The organism is Vibrio sp. HI00D65 (genome assembly GCF_001635455.1).
GTDB lineage: Bacteria > Pseudomonadota > Gammaproteobacteria > Enterobacterales > Vibrionaceae > Vibrio.
Genome location: NZ_LWEH01000460.1, coordinates 169,830 through 195,360 on the forward strand (window position 1 = coordinate 169,830; position 25,531 = coordinate 195,360).

A 25,531-nucleotide genomic window follows, 5' to 3' on the forward strand; every position below is an offset into this window, starting at 1 on the left:
GATTATTGGAGTCATGTTATGTTTCAACACTTCTTTTCGGACTACCTTGTTAAACTTCAACAAACAAACCAGCAATGGTGGAACAACTTTGAACAAAACAAGGAAGCCGCGCAATCTCCCCTAAACCAAGCGATGCAAGAATTGAATTTTGATGATGCATCGAAAATATTCGAGCAAGCCGCTAACCAACCCGCTGCACTCCTTCAGTTACAATCCCAATGGTGGGAGCAACAACTTAAGATCTGGCAAAATGCTGCATTGATGGGTAACACACAGAGTGTAATCACTGAAGATCGCAGTGATAAACGCTTTATTGATGAAGCGTGGAAAAACGACCCATTTTATAGCTTTATCAAACAATCTTATTTGTTGTTTAGTAAAAGCTATATCGACACAATAAACTCAATTGACGGCATTGATGAGAAAACCAAAGAGCGTGTTGCGTTCTTCTCACGTCAAGCGATCAACGCACTTTCTCCAAGCAACTTTATTGCGACAAACCCAGAGTTGATGAAATTAACGCTTGAGCGAAATGGTGAAAACCTGATCGATGGGCTTGAGCAATTGCAGGCTGATGTTGAAGCAAGCGCTGATATCCTCAAGATCCGTATGACCAACAATAATGCATTCCGGTTGGGAGGCGATGTTGCCAATACAGAGGGGGATGTTGTTTTTCAAAGTGAATTGTTTGAACTGATTCAATACTACCCGAAAACACCTAAGGTCAATGCTACGCCATTGCTGATCGTACCGCCGTTTATTAATAAGTATTACATTCTCGATCTTCGTGAGAAGAACTCGATGGTTCGCTGGTTGCTTGAACAAGGGCACAGTGTGTTCATGATGTCTTGGCGCAATCCCGGTGAAGCACAGAAAGAGTTAGAGTTTGGTGACTATGTGACTGAAGGTGTCGCGAAAGCTGTGACCGCAATCGAAGACATTACTGGGAAAGAGCAGATCAACGCTGCTGGTTACTGTATTGGCGGTACTGTATTGGCTTCAACAGTCGCTTACTATGCCGCTAAAAGAATGAAGAAACGTATTAAAACCGCTACCTTCTTTACGACTTTATTAGACTTCTCTCAGCCGGGTGAAGTGGGCGCCTATATCAATGAAACGATCATCAACGCCATAGAAAAACAGAACGAAGCCAAAGGCTTTATGGATGGTAGGTCATTGAGTGTGACGTTCAGTCTGCTTCGTGAAAACAGCTTATATTGGAACTACTACATTGATAATTACCTAAAAGGCAGCAGTCCAATGGAGTTCGACCTGCTCTATTGGAACAGTGATAGCACCAATGTAGCTGCTAAGTGTCATAACTTCCTGCTACGAGATCTGTACCTTGAAAACAAACTGGTGCAAGACAAAGGCGTGAAAGTGGGCGGTGTCTGGATTGACCTGAATAAGATAAAAATACCTAGTTACTTCATCTCTACTAAGGAAGACCACATTGCACTTTGGCAAGGGACTTACCGCGGCGCACTGAACACGGGTGGCAACAAGACGTTTGTGCTGGGCGAGTCTGGACATATCGCAGGTATTGTTAACCATCCAGATAAACAAAAGTATGGATTTTGGCTTAACGACAACTTGGATGATTCTGCTGATGAGTGGCTATCAAATGCAACTCACAATGAAGGTTCTTGGTGGACACACTGGAATCAATGGTTACAGGGCTTTGAAGCGGGTGAAAGGGTTGAACCGTTCAATCAAGGTTCTGAGTTGTATCCTGTGATTGGTAAGGCGCCAGGTAATTACGTAAAACAGGTCCTTCCAATTGTTAATAAAGCTAAGAGCGATATAGATGTCACTGAGAAAGGCGCCCAACCAAACGACGCGTAGTGTTCGTATGGATACTTTACAACAATAAAAAAGCACCACAGGTAATAAAAAAGCCACTGAACCCAGTGGCTTTTTAACTCATCTCTAACGTACCAAAGGTAGGAGAAAAGTTGATTCGATTCTTAATCTATTTCTTTATCTTTACCCATAGATAAAATCCAAAGAGATACGGCTGCAACACCTACGAAGCCGGCAAGAATGATAAATGGCATAGCACTGTAACCTAGGATATGCCAAATCACGCTTTCTAAAGTACTCATTCAATTGCTCCTTATTGCCAGCCTTCAACACCGTGCATGTCTGGTAGTTTATGTGCGATACCCTTGTGGCAGTCTACACATGTCTTCTCACCAGAAGCTAGCGCTGTTGAATGTTGTTTCGCGCTACGAGGACTCTGCTCAGAGAAATCCATGTAATCGAACTGGTGACAGTTACGACACTCAAGTGAATCGTTCTTCTTCAATCGAGCCCATTCTCGTTCCGCTAAGTGATGACGGCGCTCTTTGAATTTCTCAGGCGTGTCAATCGTCTTAGCAATAAAGTGAGCGTACAGCTCTTTTGATGCTTGAACCTTACGAACAATTTTATCAGTCCATTCATGTGGTACGTGACAGTCTGAACAGATTGCACGAACACCAGAACGGTTTGAGTAGTGAATTGTCTCTTGGATCTCTTCAACGATAGGTGCGTGACAGCCAGAACAGAATTCTTCTGTGTTGGTTGCTTCCATACCAGTGTTAAATGCACCCCAGAACAAAAGACCGCCAGAGAACCCCAAGAAAAGTACAAGGCCAACGGCTGCTTTACTTGGAGTTGTCAGTCTTCTCCAAAACGCTTTTAGTAATTTCATATAATCGCCTCTCTACAATACGGCTAAGATTAGCGTAGTGAGTCAACAGGTTTGAATTCGTTCTCTACTAATGGTTTCGCACTAGCTTGTGGAACGTGACACTGCAGACAGAAGTAACGACGAGGTGAAACGTCAGCAAGTACTGCATCCTCACGGTTCATGTAGTGGGTAACACTAATTTTTGTTGCACCCATTTCTTTCGCATTTTTCCAGCTATGGCAAGACAGACATTTGTTCGCGTTTAGAGACACTTCGTAGCTACGGATATTGTGTGGTATCAATGGTGGTTGGTATACGTAATCGCTTTCAAGTACTTGGTCGCGAGGGTACTTTTTGAAGTCGTCTGCTGCACGCGTTGCTTCAAGCTCACTTGCACCACGTAAAGACTCTACGCCACCAATGCCGCCAGGGTTATCCAGCTCAGCTTGAGCCACGCCAGCTAACAAAAGACCGGCTGATAGTAGGGCAGTAATCAGTTTTTTCATGTTAATTTCTCCGCCTAAAGGCTAATTCTTTGAGAGGACTACTTTTTCTAAATGGTGAAAAAGTAGCCGCAATATTAATACTCAAGATCGTTTCTCTAAGCCTAGGGCTTAAGCAACTTTAGTGATCTTAACTGGACACTTCTTGTAGTCCGTCTGTTTAGACAGAGGATCCGTTGCATCCAAGATCAACTTGTTGATCAGAATTCTTGCATCAAAGAACGGTACGAATACCAAGCCTTGTGGTGGACGGTTACGGCCGCGAGTTTCAACACGTACACGAACTTCACCACGTTTGTTTTCGATAAGAACTTCATCACCACGGCGTAGGCCACGAGCTTTGGCATCAGCAGGGTGCATGTAACACAGTGCATCTGGCACTGCTTTGTAAAGTTCTGGTACGCGACGAGTCATAGTACCTGTGTGCCAGTGCTCAAGAACACGGCCTGTACATAGCCACATATCGTACTCTTCGTTTGGCACTTCTGGGGGCGCTTCGTACGGAGCATTGATGATCAGTGCTTTACCGTCTGGTTTACCGTAGAAGTCCCACCCAGAGCCTGCTTTCGCATATGGATCTGAACCTTCTTTAAAGCGCCATTGAGTTTCTTTTCCATCAACAACAGGCCAGCGTAGACCACGTACTTGGTGGTAGCGATCGTACGGCGCTAAATCATGACCGTGGCCGCGACCGAAGGTTGCGTATTCTTCGAATAAGCCTTTCTGTACGTAGAAACCTTGTGCTTGTGCGTCGTCGTTGAGCTCTTGAGCTTCAGAGAGAGGGAAAGCATCAACATTGCCGTTTTTGTAAAGCACGTCGTACATGGTTTTGCCACGTAGCTCAGGTGCTTTAGCTAGAAGCTCTTCGCCCCAAACTTCTTCGATAGTGAAGCGCTTAGAGAACTCCATGATTTGCCACAGGTCAGACTTAGCTTCACCTACAGTTTTCACTTGTTGGTACCAAGCTTGTGTTCGACGCTCTGCGTTACCGTAAGCACCTTCTTTCTCGATCCACATTGCTGTTGGAAGGATAAGGTCAGCGGCTTGCGCTGTTGCTGTTGGGTACGGGTCAGAACATACGATGAAGTTGTCTGGGTGACGGTAACCAGGTAGACGTTCAGTGTTGATGTTTGGACCTGCTTGCATATTGTTGTTACACATTACCCAGTAAGCGTTGATAGTACCGTCTTTCAGTGCGCGGTCTTGAGCAACAGCGTGTTTGCCTGGCTTAGGTGGGATAGTACCTTCCGGAAGTTTCCAGATTTCCTCTGCAATCTTACGGTGTTTAGGATTCGCAACTACCATATCTGCTGGTAGACGGTGAGAGAACGTACCTACTTCACGAGCTGTACCACAAGCAGATGGTTGGCCAGTTAGTGAGAATGGGCTGTTACCTGGAGTAGAAATCTTACCTGTTAGAAGGTGGATGTTGTACACAAGGCTGTTCATCCATACACCACGAGTATGTTGGTTCATCCCCATTGTCCATAGAGACATCACTTTGATGTTTGGATCCGCATATTGCTTAGCAAGCTTGACCAGGTTCTCTTCAGATACGCCTGACATTTCAGATGCTTTCTCTACCGTGTACTCTGCAACCGCTGCTTTGTACTCCTCGAAAGTGATTGCAGTCATTGCACCTGAGTTAGGGTTTGCTGCTGCTTTCTGTATTGGATCGTCATCACGAAGGCCGTAACCGATGTCAGTTGTTGCCTGTTTGAAGTGCGTGTGCTTGTTTACGAAGTCCCAGTTAACCGCATCGTTTTGAATGATGTAGTTTGCGATGAAGTTAGCGATCGCGAGGTCAGACTGAGGGTTGAAGATGTAACCAGTGTCAGCAAGCTCAAAAGAGCGGTGATAGTAAGTAGACAGTACGTTTACTTGAACGTGTGGGTGGCTTAGACGACGGTCTGTAATACGAGTCCATAGTACTGGGTGCATTTCTGCCATGTTTGAACCCCACAGTACAAATGCGTCCGCGTGTTCAAAGTCATCGTAACAACCCATTGGTTCATCGATACCAAAGGTACGCATAAATGCACCCACCGCAGAAGCCATACAGTGACGAGCGTTTGGATCGATGTTGTTTGAACGGAAACCCGCTTTCATCATCTTAACGGCTGCGTAGCCCTCCATAACTGTCCACTGACCAGAGCCGAACATACCAACACCTGTTGGGCCGTTCTTCTTAAGAGATGCTTTCCATTTCTCAGCCATCACGTCGAACGCTTTGTCCCAAGATACTGGTGCGAAATCACCATCTTTATTGAACTCGCCATCTTTCATACGAAGAAGAGGTTGCTCAAGACGGTCTTTACCGTACATGATTTTAGAAAGGAAGTAGCCTTTAATACAGTTAAGGCCCTTGTTTACAGGTGCTTCAGGGTCGCCTTGAGTCGCAACCACTTTGCCGTTTTGAGTACCTACTAGTACTGAACAGCCCGTACCACAAAAACGACAAGGCGCTTTATCCCACGTGATTTTTGTTTGATCTGAGCTAGCGATCAGGTTGGTTGCTGTTGCCGGTAGTGTTACACCTGCAACGGCTGCCGCTGATGCAGCTGCGTTTGCTTTCACAAACGCGCGTCTTGTCATTTTCATACTTCACCCTCAAGTTGAGAATTGTTGCTTCCAGTTTCTAAATCCGTTTCGTCTAGTTCAGTTTCGATTTGGTGGTAAACCAAAGCTGTCCCTAAAACGTTCTGAATGTCGTTTATTGCTTCGATGGTGTCCGTCACAAAACCTTGGTTTTCGGTTTCTAGGACCACGATGATCTTGCCTTCAGCGCTATATCCGTAGATTTCCGCGTTATCGAACTGATCGATTTCCGCTTTGATCTTGTTAAGATGCTCAGGGCTCACATGCACTACTAGACTTGATATATGCACTTCATTTAGTGCCATAAATTGCTCTCGTTATATCTATTTATTCATTACTCACAAGAACGGCTGAAGTAGGGCAAATTGCTACGCATGCTCCACAACCGTTACATTCATCTAACTCGATTTTCGGTAGAGCAACGCTGCCTGCTCTAAGTTGAAACTGAATGGCCATAGGTTCACACATGTCTCCACAGCTTCGACATTCAACGTTTTGTCGCGCGAGACACTTATCAGAGATATGTGCTTTGGCTTGCCAAGGCTCTCCTTGCTTTGGCTTAAAAATGGATTCGGGACAAACATCTGCACATTGATAGCAGAACGTACATTCATCAATTGAGAAATCGACAGTGGGGAACCCGCCATCACCGATAGTAATGATTTTAGTCTCACAACTCTCGATGCATTTTCCGCAGCGAATACAGTCAGTTTCAAAGTTTTCTGGGTTTTTAATCCAAGGTAGACGAACACGACTTGAGTCAACTTTTTGTCGAAAAAATAGACGACGTTTCGATAGATCTATCACTCAATACCCACAAATATTTTTAATAATATGAATGAACGCCTAGCATCCATTAACATTTATTCATTAGCCCTTACAATTAGTGTAGTTTTAGAAATGATTGTATAAATACCACCTAAGGGTTAATTAGGGGGATGTATTGTTTTAGATCAAGAAATTGAGTGGCAATTGAGCCAATGCTGAATAGAGCTATAGTTTTTGATATGTGACAATATAGAGGTGTATATGGGCATTTTCATTAGGAAGGAGCTTTTGCGCATGAGACCAACCTCATCAGTGACGAGTACAATAGCAAAATCTTTACTCTGGATATTGCTGTTGTCCGTTGCTACTACAGGTTTTGCTATCTTTAGTTTAGCTTCAAGCCTGAACGATGCGGAAGCCGTCAACGTGGCCGGCTCAATGCGTATGCAAAGCTATCGGTTAGCTCATGATATTCAAATAGAATCTGCTGATTTCGGCTCCCACATCCGCGAGTTTGAACGTTCACTTTATTCGCCATCGATGACTAGGTTGGTGAGTTGGGATGTACCGACGGATATCACAGAAGACTACTACCTAATTATTGGCCGTTGGCATGAGTTGAAACGCGTACTGAATAGTGCGGACAGAAAACACTATCTCGTATTGGTTGAGAATTTCGTGGTTGAAATAGATGGCTTCGTTTTTAAACTGCAAGAGTTCTCAGAAGATAAGTTGATAAAACTGGCATGGGCTGGTGGTATCGGTTTAGGCGGAATTCTCGTCATATCTCTTTTTGTTGTTCATTTTGTACGTAAACAGGTTGTTAAACCGCTACATGCTCTTGTCGGTGCGAGCCAAAGAATCAAAAACAGCGACTTCGAGGTAGAGCTCAAGGTGACCAGTAACAACGAACTGGGCATTTTGACCAAAACCTTCAACTCGATGGCCAAAGATTTAGGTGTGCTTTATCGAAACCTTGAAGATGTGGTGGATGCGAAGACGATTGAGCTGCTAAACGCTAACCAGTCGCTGCAGGCACTTTATAATTCATCACAAGAGCTTACGGTTGCGCGTATTACACCTGAAAACTTTAGGGCGATATTGCAGAACCTTGTGAGTTTAGAGGGTATCGAATCTTTGCGATTAGAGATCGTAGACAACTCGGGTCGACCGTTGATTCTGGATGAAGGTTACGATCCAAGCCAAGATTACGAAAAATTTGAAATGAAGTTGGACGATAACGAGCTCATTCTCGGCTATTTGTATTGTTCTTACCACCACGGGCACTCAACTAAAGCTCTGATCGAAAGCTTCATTCAACTACTATCGAGAGCGATCTACTACAATCGTGCTCAAAAGAAGGCTAAGCAGCTTATTATTATGGAAGAGCGTGCAACCATTGCCCGCGAGCTTCATGATTCGCTAGCTCAGTCACTGTCGTATTTGAAAATCCAAGTGACTTTGTTGAAGCGCGTGATTGGCAAATTGCCAGAACAGCAACATCGAGAGCAATCTGAACAAATAGCATCGGAAATCGGCAACGGTTTAGCAGATGCCTATACTCAATTACGAGAGTTGCTCACAACCTTTAGGTTGACGATAAAAGAGGGTAATTTCGGAGATGCTTTAAGCACCATGCTTGAAGAACTCAGTGAAAGAACAGATGCGAAGATTAACCTCACTAACAATCTCTCATCTATCGAACTTGATGCGCACAGTCAGGTTCACTTGCTTCAATTGATTCGTGAAGCAACAATAAACGCAATAAAACACGCCAATGCTGACTTGATAAATGTATGCTGTATTGATGAGGACGGTGAAGTATTCGTCGTGATAAAAGATAATGGCGATGGCTTTGACTCAAGTGGTTCCAAGGTGAACCACTATGGTATGAGCATTATGCAGGAGCGTGCGGCAAGACTGAATGGCGACTTAACGATTGAAGCGGCGCAAGGTAAAGGCTGTACAGTCATATTGAAATATAAAAGTTTGAAGGAAGTTAAAGTTGACGATTTGTAAAGTAATGCTGGTTGATGATCATCCATTGATGCGAAGAGGTATAAGCCAATTACTGAGCTTTGAAGACGAATTCGAAGTGATCGCAGAAGCAAGTAACGGCACTGAAGCGGTTGCTCTTGCTCATGAAGAAGAACCTGATTTGATCTTGCTTGATCTGAACATGAAGGGCATGTCTGGTCTAGATACATTGAAAGCGCTTCGTACTGATGGTTCTAGTGCTAACATCGTTATTCTTACGGTATCTGATAGCCCAGCAGATATTGAAGCGCTCGTAAAAGCGGGGGCTGATGGCTACTTATTGAAAGACACTGAGCCTGATGAGCTTATTGAGTTGCTCAAACAAGCATACGGTGGTGACAATGCATATAGCAGCGTAGTTGCTCGTTATTTAAATGATGCCGCGAGTCGCAATGATATCTTTGACCAGTTAACTGAGCGTGAAATGCAGACCCTGCAAGAAGTTGCGAAAGGTTACCGTAATAAGCAGATCGCCGATCATTTGTTCATTTCTGAATCGACAGTTAAGGTACATATGAAGAGCTTGTTGAAAAAGCTGCAAGTACCTTCTCGTACAGCTGCAACCGTTCTTTACCTAGAACGCTATGGTGAAATTAAGTAAGGCTTGTTCTTTTGAAATAACACTATTTCAAGCCGTACTATTCAATCCGACTCTCGATAACTGTAAAAGGTTTCAGAGTGATATAAAAAAGGCGCTGAACTTATTAAGTTCAGCGCCTTTTATTTGGGCATTACATATCTGTATAACTATTAAAGACTTAAGCAGCCATTGGTACTAGAACAAGTGTACCGAATATAACAGTAATAAGGCCGCAGATGACTGGTACAGATGTACGTTTCACCACTTCAAATGGGCTGATTTTACCCATGCCTGAAGTTGCTACCACTACGCCAGATACTGGAGAGATAGTACGACCTAGGTTTGATGCTTGAAGCATTGGGATAATTAGGAATGCAGGGTTTAGGCCCATCTTTGCAGCGAGTGAAGGCGCAAGCTCAACGAACGCATAGAAAGGTGCGTTACCAGAGCCAGTCGCAATTGCCGCAGCAATCGTTAGGCCTGTGAGGATAAGCATAAGTACGATGCCGCCAGCACCCGCTGATTCAGCAAGACCGATTAGGTTATCAATTGCACCAATAGACATTAGACCTTGAGCAAATACGCCAGCCGCAACTAACAGCATTACAACGCCTTTAAATGCATCCGCCATTCCTTGGTAACAAGAATCTAGGTCTTCTAGCGTCTTTTCGCCATCGAATTTCTTTACAATATAATCAACAAGGGCACCAACGAAAATTGAGCCAACTACGATAGTGTATATGTCTAACTTAAGACCTGGAATAGTTCGGCCATTGAATAGGAAAACACCGATAATAGGTAGGAACGGAAGCGCCGCATAGAAAGCAGGCGCTGTTGTTTCAATATCAGAAACATCAACTTTTTCCATTGGCGTGTTTTCTTTCTTATCTAGGTACTTGTTCCAGAAAAAAGCTGCAGCTGCCATTACGATAATTGCGCAGATTGACACCGGTAGCACCGTTTGAACCGCAAACACATCTAAGTCTAGCCCTGATTTTTCTGCAGCGATAACCACGTCACCAGATGTTGGAGAAAGAATGATTGCTGCTGGAGATGCACATACTGCAACCGCTGCAGGACGAGAAATACCCATCGCTGTCATCATTGGGAATAGGGTAGCCATCAACAACACGCCAAGGCCAGTAGCAGAGCTCACCGCCAGAGACATCAGACACGCCACGATGTAAGCAGCAACAAGAAGCGCGTATGGAGATTTGATAACAGATAGGGGTTTGGAAAACTGTTTCACAACAACATTGTTTGCGCCTATGTGAGTCATGTAAGAAGCGAAACCACATAGAAGCATGATCTGCATACCTAGACCGCCACCACGGTATTGAAGCATGTACTTAACGAATTCTAATGAATCGGTAACTATGTTACCTGTTGAAGCTATCTTAGCTGGTAAGACTGTGTGACCAATAAGGCCGGTAATAAGAAGAAGAGCAAGGCCGGCAGTTAACAAAACCCCGGCTGCTTTATAGCCTTTTACAATAAAGTAACCTACAGCGATGGTAACCACTAGTCCGATCAAGAGTTCTAACATCGAAATCTCCACAAAGTTTAAAAAATACAAGAAACTGTTTCAGAATATGACAATGAATGTACCTAAAACTGTACTACGGCACGAGGCATAGTTGAGGTTGATATGATCTAAGACAAACATTTTGTTTGATGTTAATTCTGGTTATAAATCATGAATAACTGCTGTTATTTAGATGTTAATAAACAAATATTATAGATCGCCAAAATATTACTTGGATCACCTTTGTGTAGTTTTGCTGCATATGGTGACTTCCATTTATAAATAATTTGGATTCACAAGTTGTGCTGGGTAATTAATGAGAAAGGTGTATTTTGACATTGAGTAGATTGAAGAAAGCTCGACGTCAGAAATGAGGCTACAAGGATTGTTTAGTTAGAGAGTGATGATATCTAATGATGTTCAACTCAGGTTCCGAATTAGAATAGGCTGGCAGATCAGCACACATTACTTTCTTGCAGAAATGTATCATGCCACGCTGAGTTACTTAAATTCGCTATGGAAGCTCAAAGGTTTTCCTGAATTATCGATGATGATCTTGCGTCCCTTATATTGGTAATGCGTTACGTTATAAAGTTTTTTAAATGTGAACTCGTCGGTTTCTTTTTTACAAGAGGTAACGTGCTTCCTGTTAGTCTTTCAGCTAAGATATTTCGATCTAAGTAAGAAAATAGATAGTGGGATAACAAAGCTACAACAATAAATACCCCAACCAACGTCAGCATGTTACTGTTCTTTTTCGTAGGAGTTGTGGTTTCTCGTTTTGCTTCTTCTATCGGAACCGCTTCTAGTGTTTGTTGTGAATCTTGCTTTGCTTGCGCTTGAATCTTACGAAGTCCACCTTCTTTATCTTAGGTTTCTTGACCTGCAAATCTAAATCCTTTGCCACGTTGAGTGGCATGATCATTCCACTCTTATCTTCTAGTACTTTCTTTCAGACTGGGATGGCTTGCATTAGGCTTCTATCTTCAACGCAAGTACCTTTAGATACCCAAACTTATTCAATCAGGACTTGTAGTGTGTTCACCTCGTTAGGTTTTGAGATAAAAATTTAAGGAACTCTGATTGATGAGAACCAATCGGATAGTGCAGCCATGGCGTACATCGAACAACCTGTGTTATCTGTGGGTGCAGTTTTTATGGATAGTGGTATCGATATTTCTAATGTGAGTTACACGCTGAAGATAGGAAATACAGAAACACTCGCTGATCAATCTCTCGATGCGGGGCATGTCTCGGTGGGTGGTATTTACACAACGTCGAAAGATATCGTTTTATGAGCGGGTTACTTGTATGACATCTCTCCAACCGACAAGTTAACCTATTTATCGATACCAGATGTAAATCTCCACTCGTTACAGGATGACTGTGGGCGGAACTTACCACTTCACTGATGGCAACTCTATGGATGTAGGTACCGGTTTTATTATTGGAGAATCACAAAATATTGACGAAAGCCTGACGAAGGTTCTAGGAACAAGTTCCAATATAACGGCAGTTGCGAGCGCTGACGCTTTTTTACTTGGTGTTCAATATCAACATCGTTTTTAACTTTTACTTTGGAGTTTAGAACGAAAACTTTAGGAATCATATAAACATTGCAGGGTTCGACAGTGAGTTGAACCCAATTCTCATCATTAGCTGTTTTAGCATTATTTAAATAGCTGGAAGCTCATTAAGTAAAAAATAGCTGCTTAGAAAAACGTTTAATTCAGATGAATTTGACGGTTATGGTTATTAAAAATGAAATTTACAAAGCTCAGTAAAACAATCTGTTTGGCTCTGTTTACCTTACATATCAGTCCCTCATTTGCCGAAGACTCTCCCCTGATCCCAGTGACCATTGAAAAGGCTCACAAACAAGCATTCACTTCTTCAATCAACGAAGTTGGCAAAATTAGAGCAACAGATTCTGCTGCATTGGCCTTCAGCGCTTCCGACAAAATTCTCGAAATCCATTTCAAAGATGGAGATTCGGTTAAGAAAGGTGAGCTGATTGCTCAACTAGATAACACTAAAGCGAAAGCTGATTTAGATAAAGCTAGAAGCTCGTTAGCGCTAGCAAAATCAAAATTAAAGCGAGTACAAGAGCTACTGAAAAAGCAACCTGATTCAATGTCTCAACAAGATGTTGAAGAGCTAAAAGAACAAGCGAATCTTGCGGCTGCTGACTTCCGTCAAAAAGAGGCATTAATGAATGATTATTTATTGGTAGCGCCTTTTGATGGCCAGCTAACGAACTTCAATCACTCAGTGGGAAGCAAAATTGATAGTTCAACGGCCTTGGTTAGCTTGATCAAACTTGATCCTGTTGAAGTTCAGTATTCAATTGGGCAATCGGATCTAGGTAATGCGAAGCTACGACAGAATGTATCGATCCAAGTTGATGCATTTACTGATGAGGTTTTCTCTGGCGTCGTAGACTACATTGCCCCAGCTGTTGACGAAAGTTCAGGTAGAGTGGACATTCACGCGCATGTGACCAACCCTGAGCATCGCTTGGTTCCGGGTATGTTTGCTAAGGTGAGCCAAGTGACCAGTGAAGATTCAACGAAAATGGTCGTTTCTCAAAACGCAGTCCAAGTCAAAGATGCTGACCGTTTCGTTTGGGTCGCAAATGGAAACAACATTGAACAACGAATCGTTGAACTCGGTGTAAATACTAATGATGGATATGTCGTTGTCGAAAAAGGGTTACAGCTAGGTGATAACGTAGTGGTTACGGGCCAGCAAAACCTAAAGAAAGCCTCTTTAGTTAAGGTGATGAATCCAAATGTTGAACAAAAAACAGTAGAGTTAATGCCTCAAAAGGGCACTGAACCTATTGAAAAAGCCACTGAAATACAACTTGATGAGCAATATCCTGTAGAGCCGACGGTTGATTGGACTAACGACTCAAAAGAAGAGCCTAGTGCAGCCAGCAAAACTAAGGTTACAGCAGAACAAAGTGGCAAATCAAACAACAAGGAAGCGATAACGAAGGAGAGATCGAATGAAGCTTCCTGAGATTTGTATTAAGCACCCTGTGTTTGCTTCAGTGTTGAGCATCGCCATCGTACTATTTGGCATGTTGTCATTTCAGAAGCTATCGATTCAGTATTTCCCTGAACATCAAACACCTTCAGCAACAGTAACCGCTGAGATTAATGGTGCAAGTGCAGAATTTATGTCGCGCAATGTCGCGGACAAGTTAATTACGGCTGCTACAGGTCTTGATAGTGTAAAGACTATGACTACGGACTGTCAGGAAGGTACTTGTAATCTAAAAATCATTTTCGAAGATGATGTTGATGATGTTGAATACACAAGCTTGATGAACAATCTTCGCAGTAGTGTTGAAGCCATTGGCGATTTCCCACCGAGCATGACCGATAAACCAACGGTCACCGATGACTCATCAGACACCAGTATGCCAAGTAATATCATCACATTTGTGAACACTGGCAAAATGTCTAAGCAAGATATGTACGACTACATTAGCCAACAAGTTGTACCTCAGTTTAAACATATTCAAGGTGTAGGTGGTATTTGGGGGCCATACGGTGGCAGCCAAAAAGCAGTTAGGGTTTGGCTTCAACCGGATCGCATGATGGCGCTCAATATGAATGCTTCTGATGTGGTGGGTACACTCAGTTCTTACAATGCGACATTTACTGCGGGTACTATCAAAGGTCAGGTTCGAGATTTCTCAATTAACCCAGTTAATCAGGTGACTAGTGTTGATGATGTCCGAGACTTAGTGATACGTGTTGATAACGGAAAGATCATTCGTATTGACGATATCGCTGAAGTCAAAATGGGAGAAGAAAGCCTGACGCCGAGTATTCTTCGTGTTGACGACAACTTAGCGATGTCGATTCAAGTCTTGCCTCTTAAAAGCGAAAACCCAGTATCGGTTGCTGCTAAAGTTAAAAAGCAAATTGACCTAATTCAACCTCAATTGCCTGAAGGCATCGAGATGAAAATGGTTTATAACCAAGCTGATTTTATCAAAGCGGCTATTGATGAAGGCTTTATGACTTTGGTCGAGGCTATTGTGCTTGTTTCCGCCGTTGTTGTTCTTTTCCTTGGCTCTGTTCGCGTTGCTTCTATTCCGATCATTACCATTCCTGTGTGTGTGATTGGTGTATTTGCGGTGATGCATTTACTTGGGTTTAGTATCAATGTCCTGACTATCTTGGCAATCATTCTGGCGATTGGCCTGGTGGTTGATGATGCGATTGTTGTCGCAGAAAACTGTTACCGTCATATCGAAGAGGGTGAAACTCCATTCAACGCTGCTATCAAAGGGTGTCGAGAGATCATCTTCCCCGTGATTGCCATGACATTAACTTTGGCCGTTGTTTATTTGCCAATCGGCTTGATGGCTGGCTTAACCGCAGATTTGTTCAGGCAATTTGCTTTCACACTTGCAGCTGCTGTGATCATTTCAGGGTTTGTAGCGTTAACGCTTTCACCGATGATGAGCGCTTATTTGATGAAGCCTGTCTCGACGCCTCCAAAGTGGTATCAAAAGATCGATGCGAAGCTCAATGTCCTTTCTGACCAATACACTAAGGAGCTTGGTAAGTGGTTTGATCGTAAAACACTTATGAGCGGTATCGCTTTAATTCTAATTGCGTTATCTGCATTGGCCGTTTGGAAGATGCCTCAAGTTCTGTTGCCAATAGAAGATACCGGTTTTGTGGAGGTTACCTCAACACCACCAACAGGTGTTGGTCGCCAATATCATCTTGATAACAACGAACAGTTAAACAGTGTGTTTAAAGGCGATGAATCAGTTGAAGCGAACCTGTCTTACATTGAAGGAACACCAACCAATCATGTTTTACTAAAACCATGGGGAGAGCGTGACCAGTCTGCAGATGAATTAGTGAATGAGTTTATCGCCAAAGCACAAAGCTCAGTTTCTGCTTATGGTATGTCCTTCAAGGTTCGTTCAGCGGATAACTTGAATATTGCGACTAACATGGTTCTTGAGCTTACAACCGTGAATCGTGATACTGGCGCTTTATCTGAAACAGCGAACAAAGTGGTGGAGGCTCTTGAGGATTATGAAGGTGTCACTAACGTTAAAAACTCAATGCTACGCGACCAGCTGCGCTATGACTTGTCGATTGACCGCAATGCGATTGTGTTATCTGGAGTGGACTACGGCAATGTAACCAACGCGTTGTCGACTTTCTTAGGTTCAGTCAAAGCTGCCGATTTACAAGCGGATGATGGCTATACATACCCAATCCAAGTGCAAGTAAACCTGAAGGACCTTGGTGATTTCAAAGTCTTGGATAAACTATATGTAGATTCACAATCGGGGCAAAGGCTTCCTCTATCTCAGTTTGTTTCCATCAAACAAGTAACGTCAGAATCGAACTTCAAGACTTTCATGGGACAAGATAGCGCTAAAATTACCGCTGTTCTTATGCCCGGATATACAGCAAGTGATGTAAAGTCGTATATCGACGACACGGTACCAAGCTTATTGAAACCAGCACAGAGCTACGAATTCAACGGTATTGTTAAAGACTTTGTGGATTCTACAACAGGTGCGCAGGTGCTATTTGTACTAGCGTTGGTTTTCATCTTCTTGATTTTGGCAGCGCAGTTTGAAAGTTTTGTCGACCCGATGATCATTTTGCTCACCGTTCCTCTTTGTATTGTTGGTGCAATTTTGACGTTATCGGTGTTTGGTCAAAGCCTTAACATCTACTCGAAAATCGGTTTATTGACGCTGGTGGGGCTCGTGACGAAACACGGCATCCTATTAGTGGAGTTCGCTAATGAGAAACGTAAATCAGGCGCAAGTGCAAAAGACGCCGCGATTAGCAGTGCACGTTCAAGGTTACGTCCTATCTTGATGACTTCGCTGACGATGATCCTAGGTTCGTTACCGTTAGCCCTAGCCGATGGGCCTGGTTCTCTGGGTCGTATCAACATCGGTTTAGTATTGGTGGGCGGCTTAACGGTCGGCACTTTCTTCTCACTGTTTTTGGTACCTGTCGCGTATGTTGGGATGGCAAACTTAAAGCAGATGGATGTGCTAGCACGCTTGAGGTCAAAAACAGCGTAATGGTATATCAGAGATAGAAGTTAATCGCTTTTAGATACATTAAGGCCCTCATTGTGAGGGCCTTTTGTTATCCGGAGTTTCGAGATTAGGGGGCAGAGCAAATAGTATGGTTATTAGTGAGAGCATGCAGCTTTGATTTATTCCCAAATAACATATCCAACCAATTAGATTTGTGACCATCGAGCGCTTCCATAGCTTTGACCTTGTGGTCGAAGCGAACGGTTGGCATTGTAGTTGCAGGCTCATGCTCCATAGCCATCGACTCCCAATTCACTTGTTGCGTCGGGATGGTATGAACAGGTTGGCTTAATTGCTGGTGTTGATTGAACATGGCCACTTCACTGACCGCGTCCTCAAGTTGTTTGGTATTCATCTACATTCCTGTCGACGGTTATTTTTGTCATTTGTCGCTCATTTTATGGTCAAAGGTTGCGAACAGTATTTAAATGAATGTGATTGATCTTTCGTGAGGTTGCTTGATATCGGTTTAGGAATATTTGTCTGTGGTGAGGTTCGTTTTTGAAGACGACAAGTGAAAAACAGTACAGAGAGGAAGATGCTGAGTCCACTCGAAAAAGTGAAACTCACCAGAAAAACTAAGCCCTGCTCTAGGAGCAGGGCTTGTTGATGAATCAGCAGTAAACCGCGTATCAGGCGATGTGTGTCATTCGATTGATAGCGAATGACTCGATACATCCCTCTGTCGCCGCAACGTAGTCTGCGATATGCTGGCTTTCTAGGTGCTTTTCAAGCAGAGCCTCTGATTCCCAATTCTCATGAAACACAAAGTGCGCTGGGTTGCTGTTGTCTTGATGGAGGTCGTAGTTGATACAGCCTTCTTCAGCACGGGTTTTATCGATCAGTTTGAGCATCTCTGATTTTACAAACTCAATCTTTTCTTTTTTACAAACGATTGTCGCAATAATGGTTAGCGTAGTCATTGTGAATCCCTAGGGCAATAAATATATTGGTTCGGGTAATATAAGTATCTATGAATCAAAGAAAAAGAATCGACGCATCCAATGACTATGGTTATTGGTGTCCATAATCCTTTAGTGATGACTAGACTATTATTGGGGTACGACCATAATAATACCCGACACTAAGCCGGGTATCTTGAAAGTGAACAAATTAGTTACTGAAATCAGCCTTTACCCAGATCATTCGGTGGTCAGAGGATACGTCCTTGCCGTTACCATAGTCACCAATTCGTGAGTCATTGAATAGCTTGCGTCCTTCTTCATACGAAGCTGCCCAGTAAACACCGGATTCAACAATGTTGAGTGTTGCTGAAGGCAGTGCGTAATCAACCGCAAGACCAAATGTCGATGTAATTCGGTTTGGTTGTGGATGAGAAGATGAGTTATCAACCGCATGTTCTGCCGCGCCATAACTGGTCGGGTACAAATCTCCGTTCGTTACTTGTTGATTAACTAAAGAATCATTGTGCAAGCTTTGCATCACATAGCTGATGCCGTCGCCATCTACTGGATCTAGGTTTTGGTCACCCATCATAACAAAATGTTTGCCTTGCTCTAGTCCACCAGTTTTTCCTGAATCATCATAGATGTATGACTTGTTTTGGATGTATTGGTGCCAGAAGTCGACTTCTGCTGCGTTTTGCTCAATGTTTTTACCTACATCAAAAGCCGGTGGAGTAGGGTGAGACATCAGTAAGTGAATGGTTTCAGTCCCGTTTTTAGTTGGAATTAGGATTGGCGCATCAACGTGGTTTTTTGATGATAAACGAACTTCTTCCCACTCTTCAGCTGAATACCATTCATCGCCGCAAACCATACCGGTTGGGAACTTACTAGGATCATCGCAAACAGTGATTGTTGGAATAGTGGCACCTTCGAGATCTTTCCATTTAAATTCTTGGAATGTACGAGTGTTGGCAGTGTCTATCTCATATTTAGACATCAAAGCAAAAGCGTATTGGCCGTGATATAAGCCAAAGCCCCACGCATCTCCTGGTAATGTGCCCGAGCTGCGGTTGTTGTCTAGGTCAAAGCCAAATTCGTTCAATAAGCCAGTGTTGGTAGAGTAACTTTCAAAGTAAGGGTATAAAATTGGCTCTAGGTTCGCGTCACCGCCAGCACCGTCAATGCTTTGAGCAACCGAAAGGTAGTTTTTCTGGAAGCCTTCTAGTGCTGACTTATTCGTTCCAGTACCGTCATTGTTAAATTCGGCCATCATCAGGACATCAGGTCTATTCTTTTGAATCACGGCTGCTACGTTGCGGATTTGAATCACTTTTATCGCCGTCTCTGTGTCATTCGCACTAATTGTGTTGTTCAGATAGTCAGATACAAGTGCTGCTTGAGCGCTTGGTTCAATCTGCATTTCCGTAACAAGATCTTGGAAGGTGTCACGATCAAAAGACAGGTTATAAGTAGCGATCTTTACTTCTTCAGGTTGCACGTTATCGGTATCGCTGCTGCAACCAGTCAAAAGCGCAGAAGAGATGGCAATCGCGATAGATGTTTTTAACAATTTCATAAAATGGATCCGCTAGTTGCTTGAAAGAATTTTTGAACGCGCATGGTATGAGACGAAGGTTAACTTGTAAGTGATATTGATCACGCGTAATGGTGCGCTAATACAAGGTATTGCATCAACAATGTGACAAATGGAACCAGTGTTTATGATTTGAAGAAAAGCTTTAAATTCAGATGTTTAATTTACAGGTCTAATTAAAAAAGCCCTCATGCTTTTTATGAGGGCCTTCGTATAAGAAGCAAACAGTGTTGTTATTGGTGTGTTAAGTGTGCTGCTTTACTTTAAGCGTATTGCTCCACTGTCATCGCCCAACTTTTCTTTTGCTGTTCGAAGTTCATCTTGATCTGTTGGTAACGTACTTTAAGTAGTGAGTGTTCGTATTTCTTAACCACATCGTTACGTTTGCTTTCTAGCAGTTGCTTTTTAACGGCGTAGTACTCGTTCATGTTGGAGACGAGAGAATCAAACTCTGCCTGCAGTTTTTCAGCAATCTGAATGTTATCTGCACGATGCATAATTTTCTGCTGAGTGCGCTTTAATAACATTGCAGCTTCGGCCTTTTCAATACGTGCTTGTGGTGTTTTCTTAAGCTTACTGGCAAGACCCATCAATGAAGCGCTTTTAATTAACCATTTCGTTGGATCATATTGCCACCAGTAAATACCGTTACGGTAGTCGTTCTCAAAGATATGGTGGAAGTTGTGGTAGCCTTCGCCAAAAGTAAGTACGGCAAGTACACCATTATCGCGTGCTGTATTCTTGTCAGTAAAAGGTTGGCTACCCCAGATGTGTGCAAGGGAGTTAATGAAGAATGTAGTGTGGTGGTTAAGCACTAAACGCACGGCACCAACGATTAGCAGCATACCAATTACATCCCCATAGATAAGGCCTAGTGCGATAGGCACACCAAAGTTCATGATAAGCGCCAAGAGAATGTAGTGCTTGTGCTGCCACATTACGATCTTGTCTTTCTTCAAGTCACGACAGTTTTCGTAATCTTTATAGATAGACGTGTTGTAGTTGCGAATCATCCAGCCGATGTGTGAGTACCAAAAACCACGTTTTGCAGAGTATGGGTCTTTGTCGTTGTTATCGACATGCTTGTGGTGAACACGATGGTCTGAAGACCAGTGCAGAGCGCTGTTTTGTAGGGCAAAGGCACCACCTAAAGCAAATAGAAATCTTAGGCTCGAATGTGCTTCAAATGCTTTGTGTGACCACAATCGGTGATAGCCAGTCGTGATAGAAAGGTTACAGAAGCTAAAACAGATCGCTAGCCATACCCAGTGCTCCATTCCATAGCCAAAAAAGTAGCCATAAACGGGAGCCGCCACAACAGCAAGCAGCATACTAAAAGAGAATATAAAAATATTGAGCCAGATTAACGGCGGCTTTTTTGTTGATGTTTTGTCGGCACTAGTCATTAGCAATTTTTCCATTGAGCTTACATCTGTGCGCTAGAATATCAGCGTACACGTGTAAGTCAATATTGAAAGTGTAAACGTGTATTAGTATGTTTTACTTAAATATTGTATAAAGGTAGTGTGAAATGTAGTAGCAAGTCATAAATGGAAGTACTAAGGGCTAATAAATGGAAATTAAAATAGCTGAATATAAAGATTATGAGCGTATTGCCCAATTACATGCGGATAGCTGGAAGCTATATTACCGTGGCATTCTTGCTGATGATTACCTAGAACATGAGGTTTTGGAGGACAGATCTGTTATTTGGCAGACTCGTTTGATTAATCCACCTTTTAACCAACATGTACTATTGCTTGAGGAAGGCGGTTTACTGGTCGGTTTTGTCTGTGCGTTTGGCAACCATAATTTTGAACGAGGAACGTTCATTGATGCATTGCACGTAGACAGTAATTATCGTGGCCGTGGCCTGGGTAAACGTTTGTTGTCTGAATTGTCTCAACGATTACAACAATACCATTCTGATTCCGGGCTTTACCTAGAGGTGATGTCGGAAAACCACCAAGCTATAGCGTTTTATGAAGCGATTGGCGGAAAACAAGAACTGGAACAGGTGTGGAATGCACCGTGCGGAAGTAAAGTGAATGAGAAAGTGATCTCTTGGCCCTCTCCAGTCGACCTTGAGCGGAAAACGAAAAGCATCGTCTATTCTTGATTTTCGATATTACGCTGTGTCCGATATGGCTTAATTATGCACTGAGAATACAAATAAAACCCCAAGTTTTATCGATATTCACGCTAATTTTCAATAAGCTACTGATTTTATTGGGTTTGTCTGTTTTTCGGGATGCGTAAAAAGACGAAGAAAACCGACTAAATCAGACTATAACCGAGATTTGCCGCCACTTTGTCGCCATTAATTTTCTAGCGGATTTAGTTCAACGGCTTGTATTAAGTGCTCTGGTGCGAAGTGCGCATAAGCCATAGTTTGCTATATCTTCTGGTGATCTAAAATACGCTGTGACACCAAAATATCGCCACCATTCATCATAAAGTGGCTAGCAAAGGTATGTCGAAAAACATGAGTGGCTTGCCCTGCGGGTACATGGTTTGGCAATGCTCGTTTAACGCACATTCAAGCTTTTTGATAATTGATATTGAATATGGCGTGCCCACTTACGGGGTTTCTTAACACCTCTTAAATATAATGGTTCTTTAACCTAAAATGACCTCACACGAGACAATGCAGGAGGCAGAGACTGGCTGCCTCCTGACTTAAAAGTGTTAATTGCTAAATATAGGCCAGTTGTTAGGATCAAATGTGTTGTTATAGCCAGCAAAGCTATCGTGATCAGTCACTTTGCTTACATCCCACCCTGTAAGGTCCGTATTGAATTTTTTAGCGTTATGAAACATGGCTCGCATTGTGGTTACTTTAGAGGTATCCCATTGACTGATATCAGCGTTAAACGCCTTAGTGCTCATAAACGTACTTCTCATATTGGTGACTTTGCTGGTGTTCCAACTGCTAATATCGCTATTAAATTTCTCAGTCAGCGCAAACATATAGCTCATGTCTTTCACGTTACTGGTATCCCAGCCACTGATGTTGATATCAATATAGTAAGCACCAAAGAACATATAACTCATGTCTGTCACATTTGCAGTGTCAAAATTCTTTAAGCCAGAGAGAGAGCCTCGAAGTCCAGAGAACATTCTGCTCATATTTCTAACACTTGAGGTGTCCCAATGCCTAAAGCTGCTGGTGCTATACAAACGACTATCCTCGAACATCCCATACATGCTGACGACTTTAGAGACGTCCCAATGATCGAATCCTCTCAGAACTAGGCGACTGTTTCCAGAAAACATTTTACTCATATCTGTAACCTTTGACGTATCCCACCCACTGAGATTAAGGTGTAATCCGTATTCTGAGTGTACGGAGTCAAACGTCATTACCATTGATGTGACGTTGGAGGTATCCCAAAAGCTCGTCTTAAATAGCTCTAGATCACGGTTGTTCGCTCCACGAAACAGGTAATCCAAGTTTGTCACATAAGAAGTACAAACCAAGATTTCCATTGATCGAACTTTTTCTTTGATATCTTCATCTCTGTCAAGTTCTCCCTCTGCGAGAACGTAATACTGTTCACCGTCAGTATGAGAAAACCAAGTTCCAGGTTCTTTATCAAGACAGCGAACCGTCTTAGCCAGCGCAGGTAAGCAAACAAAATTTGATAGAAGCAGTGTAAGTAATAGTTTTTTCATCTTTAAACTCCGGTTAATAATTGAGCCATAAGATAAATGCTGTGTTAATAATATGTAAATGAGATATTCAGGGGGATGATAGAATTTGCAAGTTGTGAAATGTTTCTGTGAAATTGTGGGATATGTATATTACTCACAGAAACTCATTACAGGGCAACTCTGAATTAATGGCGTTTTATCATCCGGGTATCGTCACTAATGATGGATATTACTGCTCATTATTCTCCATATTAGTGACAATTCTTTGGCTGAAAATAAAAGGTAACGACTTCACGTATCTGTGTTCTCCATCAGTCGTTAATTTAGGGTAAAAAGCCACCTAACGAGAGGTGGTGAAGGTTATGGTCAGTGAGTTAGCCTCGAAGTTCATTGTTGTCTAGCTGCATATATTTATGGATTCCAGTTTTTTACTAGTCATACTTATGTTGGTTTATTTGTTTAATTATGATGTAGGCTCGCTTACACGTAATCACCCAAACAAGCTTCTAAGTTTTGTGGCTGATAAGTCGTGTAACTGAGTGTTTTCAATAGGAGAAATTGGCGGTGAAATCATTGCCACTTTCTCGCCACTAATTTTCTAGTGGATTTAGTTCAACGGCTTGTATTAAGTGCTCTGGTGCGAAGTGCGAATAAGTCATAGTTTGCTCTATCTTCTGGTGACCCAAAATACGTTGTAACACCAAAATATCGCCACCATTCATCATAAAGTGGCTAGCAAAGGTATGTCGAAAAACGTGAGTGGCTTGTCCTGCGGGTACATGGTTTGGTAATGCTCGTTTCACACACATCCAAGCCTTTTGGTAATTGATATTGAATATGGCGTGACTACTTACGGAGTTCCTTAAGATCTCTTCATATAGAGTAGGGGAAATAGGAACGGATCGATTCTTTTTACCTTTCGTTTCAGTGAAGGTCAGCTTGTATTTTGTTATTTGTGAATGTTTGAGTGAAAGGGCTTCTCCTATACGGCATCCAGTAGCCAAACAGACTTTAGCGACAACATGAATCTGTTTTGCTGGAAGGCTGCCATCAGCAGCTAAAGCACTAAGAACGGTAGGTATTTGTTCTTTTGTTAAGTAGCTAAGTTCTTTCTCTGCAATTTTGACGAGCTCAATATCCGCTAAAGGGTTCGGTAATTTCCATACATCATATTTGATTAGTCGATTAAACATTGAACGTAAGATTTTTAGTTCAATGTTGTGAGTAGAAGGTGAGATAGCTACATTTGGGTGGTTACGATGGTAGCTCACACGATTGGCGCGATAGGCCAAATAGTCTTTTTTCGTGAATAGATGCGCTATTGGGTTATTGAGCATGGCGATCGTTTTCGCCATAACATCATATGAGTTCTTACCCGTCTTCACCGTATGGCCGTGAACCTCCCACCAGGTATCAAGCAAGTCCTTCAACCTGCGATTGTCGACCTTATTAGCTAACCACGGCTTGTCGTTCACCTCACTCATCGTGAAGTGTTCAAATGCTGTCGCTTCTCCTTTGGTGGCAAAGCGCTTTCTTATGCGCTTTCCATCACGCCCACTTGGATAGCACTCGCATATCCATGGCTTTTTTGAGCCGTCTTTCAGATTTCTAACTGACATAATTAAGCCTTGTTAAACTGTGTTTATACACAGTGTAATGGGCGTTCAAATGCAGAGCAATGTTTTAAGTTGAGATTGGGGAACATCCTACTTCCGGCGTGATAGAAATGAGTAGAGCCATAGTTAGTGATAAAGATAAGGACCATTTTCTATTGGTTGTTCAAACTCAAAAATGCCCCAAAGCAATTAAGATTGTTTACTCCACTCAAGTATCTGTTCCAAATAAGCCCTAATTTTTCTTATGTTTGGTTCATGGCAAGGATCATTGGTTTTCCTTATAGTTTTCAATAAAGATTTTATTTAGTGGGCTTACAGTACCCGCAAAATGTTCGCCAATAACATGGGTATAGATTTGTGTCGTCGCTACATCTGAATGTCCTAATAGCTCTTGGACTGTACGAATATCTTGCCCCGAGCGCAGCAGTTCGGTAGCGAAGCTATGACGGAAGGTATGGCATGTTATTCGTTTATTAAAGATTTTAGCCTGTTGCACCGCTCGTTTGAGAGCCTTTCTTGGTGCAGAATCGTGTAAATGATGCCGACAAAGCTTATTAGTCAGTGGGTGCCGACAGATGCTTAAAGAAGGAAAGATAAACATCCAAGCAATTTGTTTAAAAGCGTTCGGGTACTTTTTACCAAGGGCGTGTGGAAGCGAGGGACCGATGCCTTGCTTGATATCTTCTTCTTGTATTTTTGACGCTTTCTGAATTTGCAATTGAAGAGAACCAATTAACGTTGGGCTAAGTAAAGTTACGCGATCTTTTTTTCCTTTCCCATCTCGCACGGTTAAAGATAGGTTTTGTAAATCAAGATCTTGAACTCTAATTCTCAAACACTCATTAACTCTAAGTCCAGAACCATACAACAGAGAAAAAATGATGTGATTAACACCAGAAAGGTGTGACAGTATCAGTTGGACTTCATTTGGCGTAAGTACGCTCGGAACCTTGCGCTGCTTTTTAGCA

General features: G+C 42.6%; 19 protein-coding genes and 4 pseudogenes. 7 read left to right on the forward strand and 16 right to left on the reverse strand.

All coding sequences use genetic code 11. The annotated features are described in order from the left end of the window. Positions 1-18 precede the first annotated feature (18 nt). Positions 19-1,845: a class I poly(R)-hydroxyalkanoic acid synthase gene (gene phaC / locus A3712_RS22725; RefSeq protein ID WP_063525153.1), complete on the forward strand. Its 1,827-nt coding sequence runs from the start codon at positions 19-21 to the stop codon at positions 1,843-1,845. 122 nt (positions 1,846-1,967) lie between these two features. Here phaC and A3712_RS22730 read toward each other — a convergent pair whose 3' ends face one another. From A3712_RS22730 to napF, 6 genes are all read right to left on the reverse strand, one after another. Then, a complete protein-coding gene (locus A3712_RS22730) occupies positions 1,968-2,105 on the reverse strand; it encodes a TIGR02808 family protein (RefSeq protein WP_063525154.1) in 138 nt (45 codons plus the stop codon). An 11-nt stretch (positions 2,106-2,116) separates the two neighbouring features. Beyond that, complete coding sequence (locus A3712_RS22735) at positions 2,117-2,695, reverse strand: NapC/NirT family cytochrome c (RefSeq protein ID WP_063525155.1); 579 nt, start codon at positions 2,693-2,695, stop codon at positions 2,117-2,119. 29 nt (positions 2,696-2,724) lie between these two features. Next, positions 2,725-3,180: a nitrate reductase cytochrome c-type subunit gene (locus tag A3712_RS22740; protein ID WP_004740119.1), complete on the reverse strand. Its 456-nt coding sequence runs from the start codon at positions 3,178-3,180 to the stop codon at positions 2,725-2,727. A 108-nt stretch (positions 3,181-3,288) separates the two neighbouring features. After that, the gene (gene napA / locus A3712_RS22745) at positions 3,289-5,778 is read right to left on the reverse strand and encodes a periplasmic nitrate reductase subunit alpha (protein WP_063525156.1); all 2,490 of its coding nucleotides are present in this window, start codon (positions 5,776-5,778) and stop codon (positions 3,289-3,291) included. Next, positions 5,775-6,080: a chaperone NapD gene (locus tag A3712_RS22750; protein WP_063525157.1), complete on the reverse strand. Its 306-nt coding sequence runs from the start codon at positions 6,078-6,080 to the stop codon at positions 5,775-5,777. The genes napA and A3712_RS22750 overlap by 4 nt, the downstream gene beginning before the upstream one ends. Before the next feature lie 22 nt (positions 6,081-6,102). Continuing rightward, entirely contained in the window at positions 6,103-6,582 is a 480-nt protein-coding gene (gene napF / locus A3712_RS22755) for a ferredoxin-type protein NapF (RefSeq protein ID WP_063525158.1), read from the reverse strand. Positions 6,583-6,837: 255 nt separating this feature from the next. Between napF and narQ the strand changes: the two genes are divergently transcribed. Then, entirely contained in the window at positions 6,838-8,562 is a 1,725-nt protein-coding gene (gene narQ / locus A3712_RS22760) for a nitrate/nitrite two-component system sensor histidine kinase NarQ (RefSeq protein ID WP_443083615.1), read from the forward strand. Further along, a complete protein-coding gene (locus tag A3712_RS22765) occupies positions 8,549-9,181 on the forward strand; it encodes a response regulator (protein WP_063525159.1) in 633 nt (210 codons plus the stop codon). Before narQ ends, A3712_RS22765 begins: the two co-directional genes overlap by 14 nt. Positions 9,182-9,338: 157 nt before the next feature. Here the strand turns inward: A3712_RS22765 and dcuC are convergent, their stop codons facing one another. Both dcuC and A3712_RS28965 read right to left on the reverse strand, forming a co-directional pair. Further along, on the reverse strand, positions 9,339-10,706 hold the full coding sequence (dcuC, locus tag A3712_RS22770; protein WP_063525160.1) for an anaerobic C4-dicarboxylate transporter DcuC: 1,368 nt from the start codon (positions 10,704-10,706) through the stop codon (positions 9,339-9,341). Positions 10,707-11,186: 480 nt separating this feature from the next. Continuing rightward, a pseudogene (locus A3712_RS28965) lies at positions 11,187-11,789 on the reverse strand (winged helix-turn-helix domain-containing protein); the annotation flags it as partial. A 134-nt stretch (positions 11,790-11,923) separates the two neighbouring features. Here A3712_RS28965 and A3712_RS27140 point away from each other — a divergent pair. The 3 genes and pseudogenes from A3712_RS27140 to A3712_RS22790 all read left to right on the forward strand — a co-directional run. Next, positions 11,924-12,254, forward strand: a pseudogene (locus tag A3712_RS27140) (outer membrane protein transport protein); the annotation flags it as partial. Positions 12,255-12,446: 192 nt separating this feature from the next. Then, positions 12,447-13,709 (forward strand): efflux RND transporter periplasmic adaptor subunit, encoded by a 1,263-nt coding sequence (locus tag A3712_RS22785; RefSeq protein WP_063525163.1) that lies wholly within the window; start codon positions 12,447-12,449, stop codon positions 13,707-13,709. Then, complete coding sequence (locus A3712_RS22790; RefSeq protein ID WP_063525164.1) at positions 13,696-16,773, forward strand: efflux RND transporter permease subunit; 3,078 nt, start codon at positions 13,696-13,698, stop codon at positions 16,771-16,773. The genes A3712_RS22785 and A3712_RS22790 overlap by 14 nt, the downstream gene beginning before the upstream one ends. 109 nt (positions 16,774-16,882) lie before the next feature. On the opposite strand, the pseudogene A3712_RS22795 reads toward A3712_RS22790, so the two are convergent. The 4 genes and pseudogenes from A3712_RS22795 to A3712_RS22810 all read right to left on the reverse strand — a co-directional run. Then, positions 16,883-17,146 (reverse strand): annotated as a pseudogene (locus A3712_RS22795) (hypothetical protein); the annotation flags it as partial. Positions 17,147-17,423: 277 nt separating this feature from the next. Then, complete coding sequence (locus A3712_RS22800; RefSeq protein WP_063525166.1) at positions 17,424-17,714, reverse strand: putative quinol monooxygenase; 291 nt, start codon at positions 17,712-17,714, stop codon at positions 17,424-17,426. Between the two features lie 190 nt (positions 17,715-17,904). Further along, entirely contained in the window at positions 17,905-19,275 is a 1,371-nt protein-coding gene (locus tag A3712_RS22805; protein WP_063525167.1) for an endonuclease/exonuclease/phosphatase family protein, read from the reverse strand. A gap of 281 nt (positions 19,276-19,556) precedes the next feature. Beyond that, positions 19,557-20,699 carry an acyl-CoA desaturase gene (locus tag A3712_RS22810; RefSeq protein ID WP_063525168.1) on the reverse strand — a complete coding sequence of 381 codons (1,143 nt, stop codon included), beginning with the start codon at positions 20,697-20,699 and terminating at the stop codon, positions 19,557-19,559. 167 nt (positions 20,700-20,866) lie between these two features. On the opposite strand from A3712_RS22810, the gene A3712_RS22815 reads away from it, so the two are divergent. Continuing rightward, on the forward strand, positions 20,867-21,412 hold the full coding sequence (locus A3712_RS22815; protein WP_063525169.1) for a GNAT family N-acetyltransferase: 546 nt from the start codon (positions 20,867-20,869) through the stop codon (positions 21,410-21,412). Between the two features lie 201 nt (positions 21,413-21,613). Here A3712_RS22815 and A3712_RS28490 read toward each other — a convergent pair. The 4 genes and pseudogenes from A3712_RS28490 to A3712_RS22830 all read right to left on the reverse strand — a co-directional run. Continuing rightward, positions 21,614-21,802: pseudogene (locus tag A3712_RS28490) on the reverse strand (tyrosine-type recombinase/integrase); the annotation flags it as partial. Between the two features lie 179 nt (positions 21,803-21,981). Continuing rightward, positions 21,982-22,968, reverse strand: coding sequence for a BspA family leucine-rich repeat surface protein (locus tag A3712_RS22820; RefSeq protein ID WP_063525170.1), 987 nt, complete (start codon positions 22,966-22,968; stop codon positions 21,982-21,984). A gap of 569 nt (positions 22,969-23,537) precedes the next feature. Continuing rightward, positions 23,538-24,566: a phage integrase gene (locus tag A3712_RS22825; protein WP_063525171.1), complete on the reverse strand. Its 1,029-nt coding sequence runs from the start codon at positions 24,564-24,566 to the stop codon at positions 23,538-23,540. 262 nt (positions 24,567-24,828) lie between these two features. Next, positions 24,829-25,531: integron integrase (locus A3712_RS22830; protein WP_063525172.1), on the reverse strand; the 703-nt coding region annotated here is incomplete at its 5' end.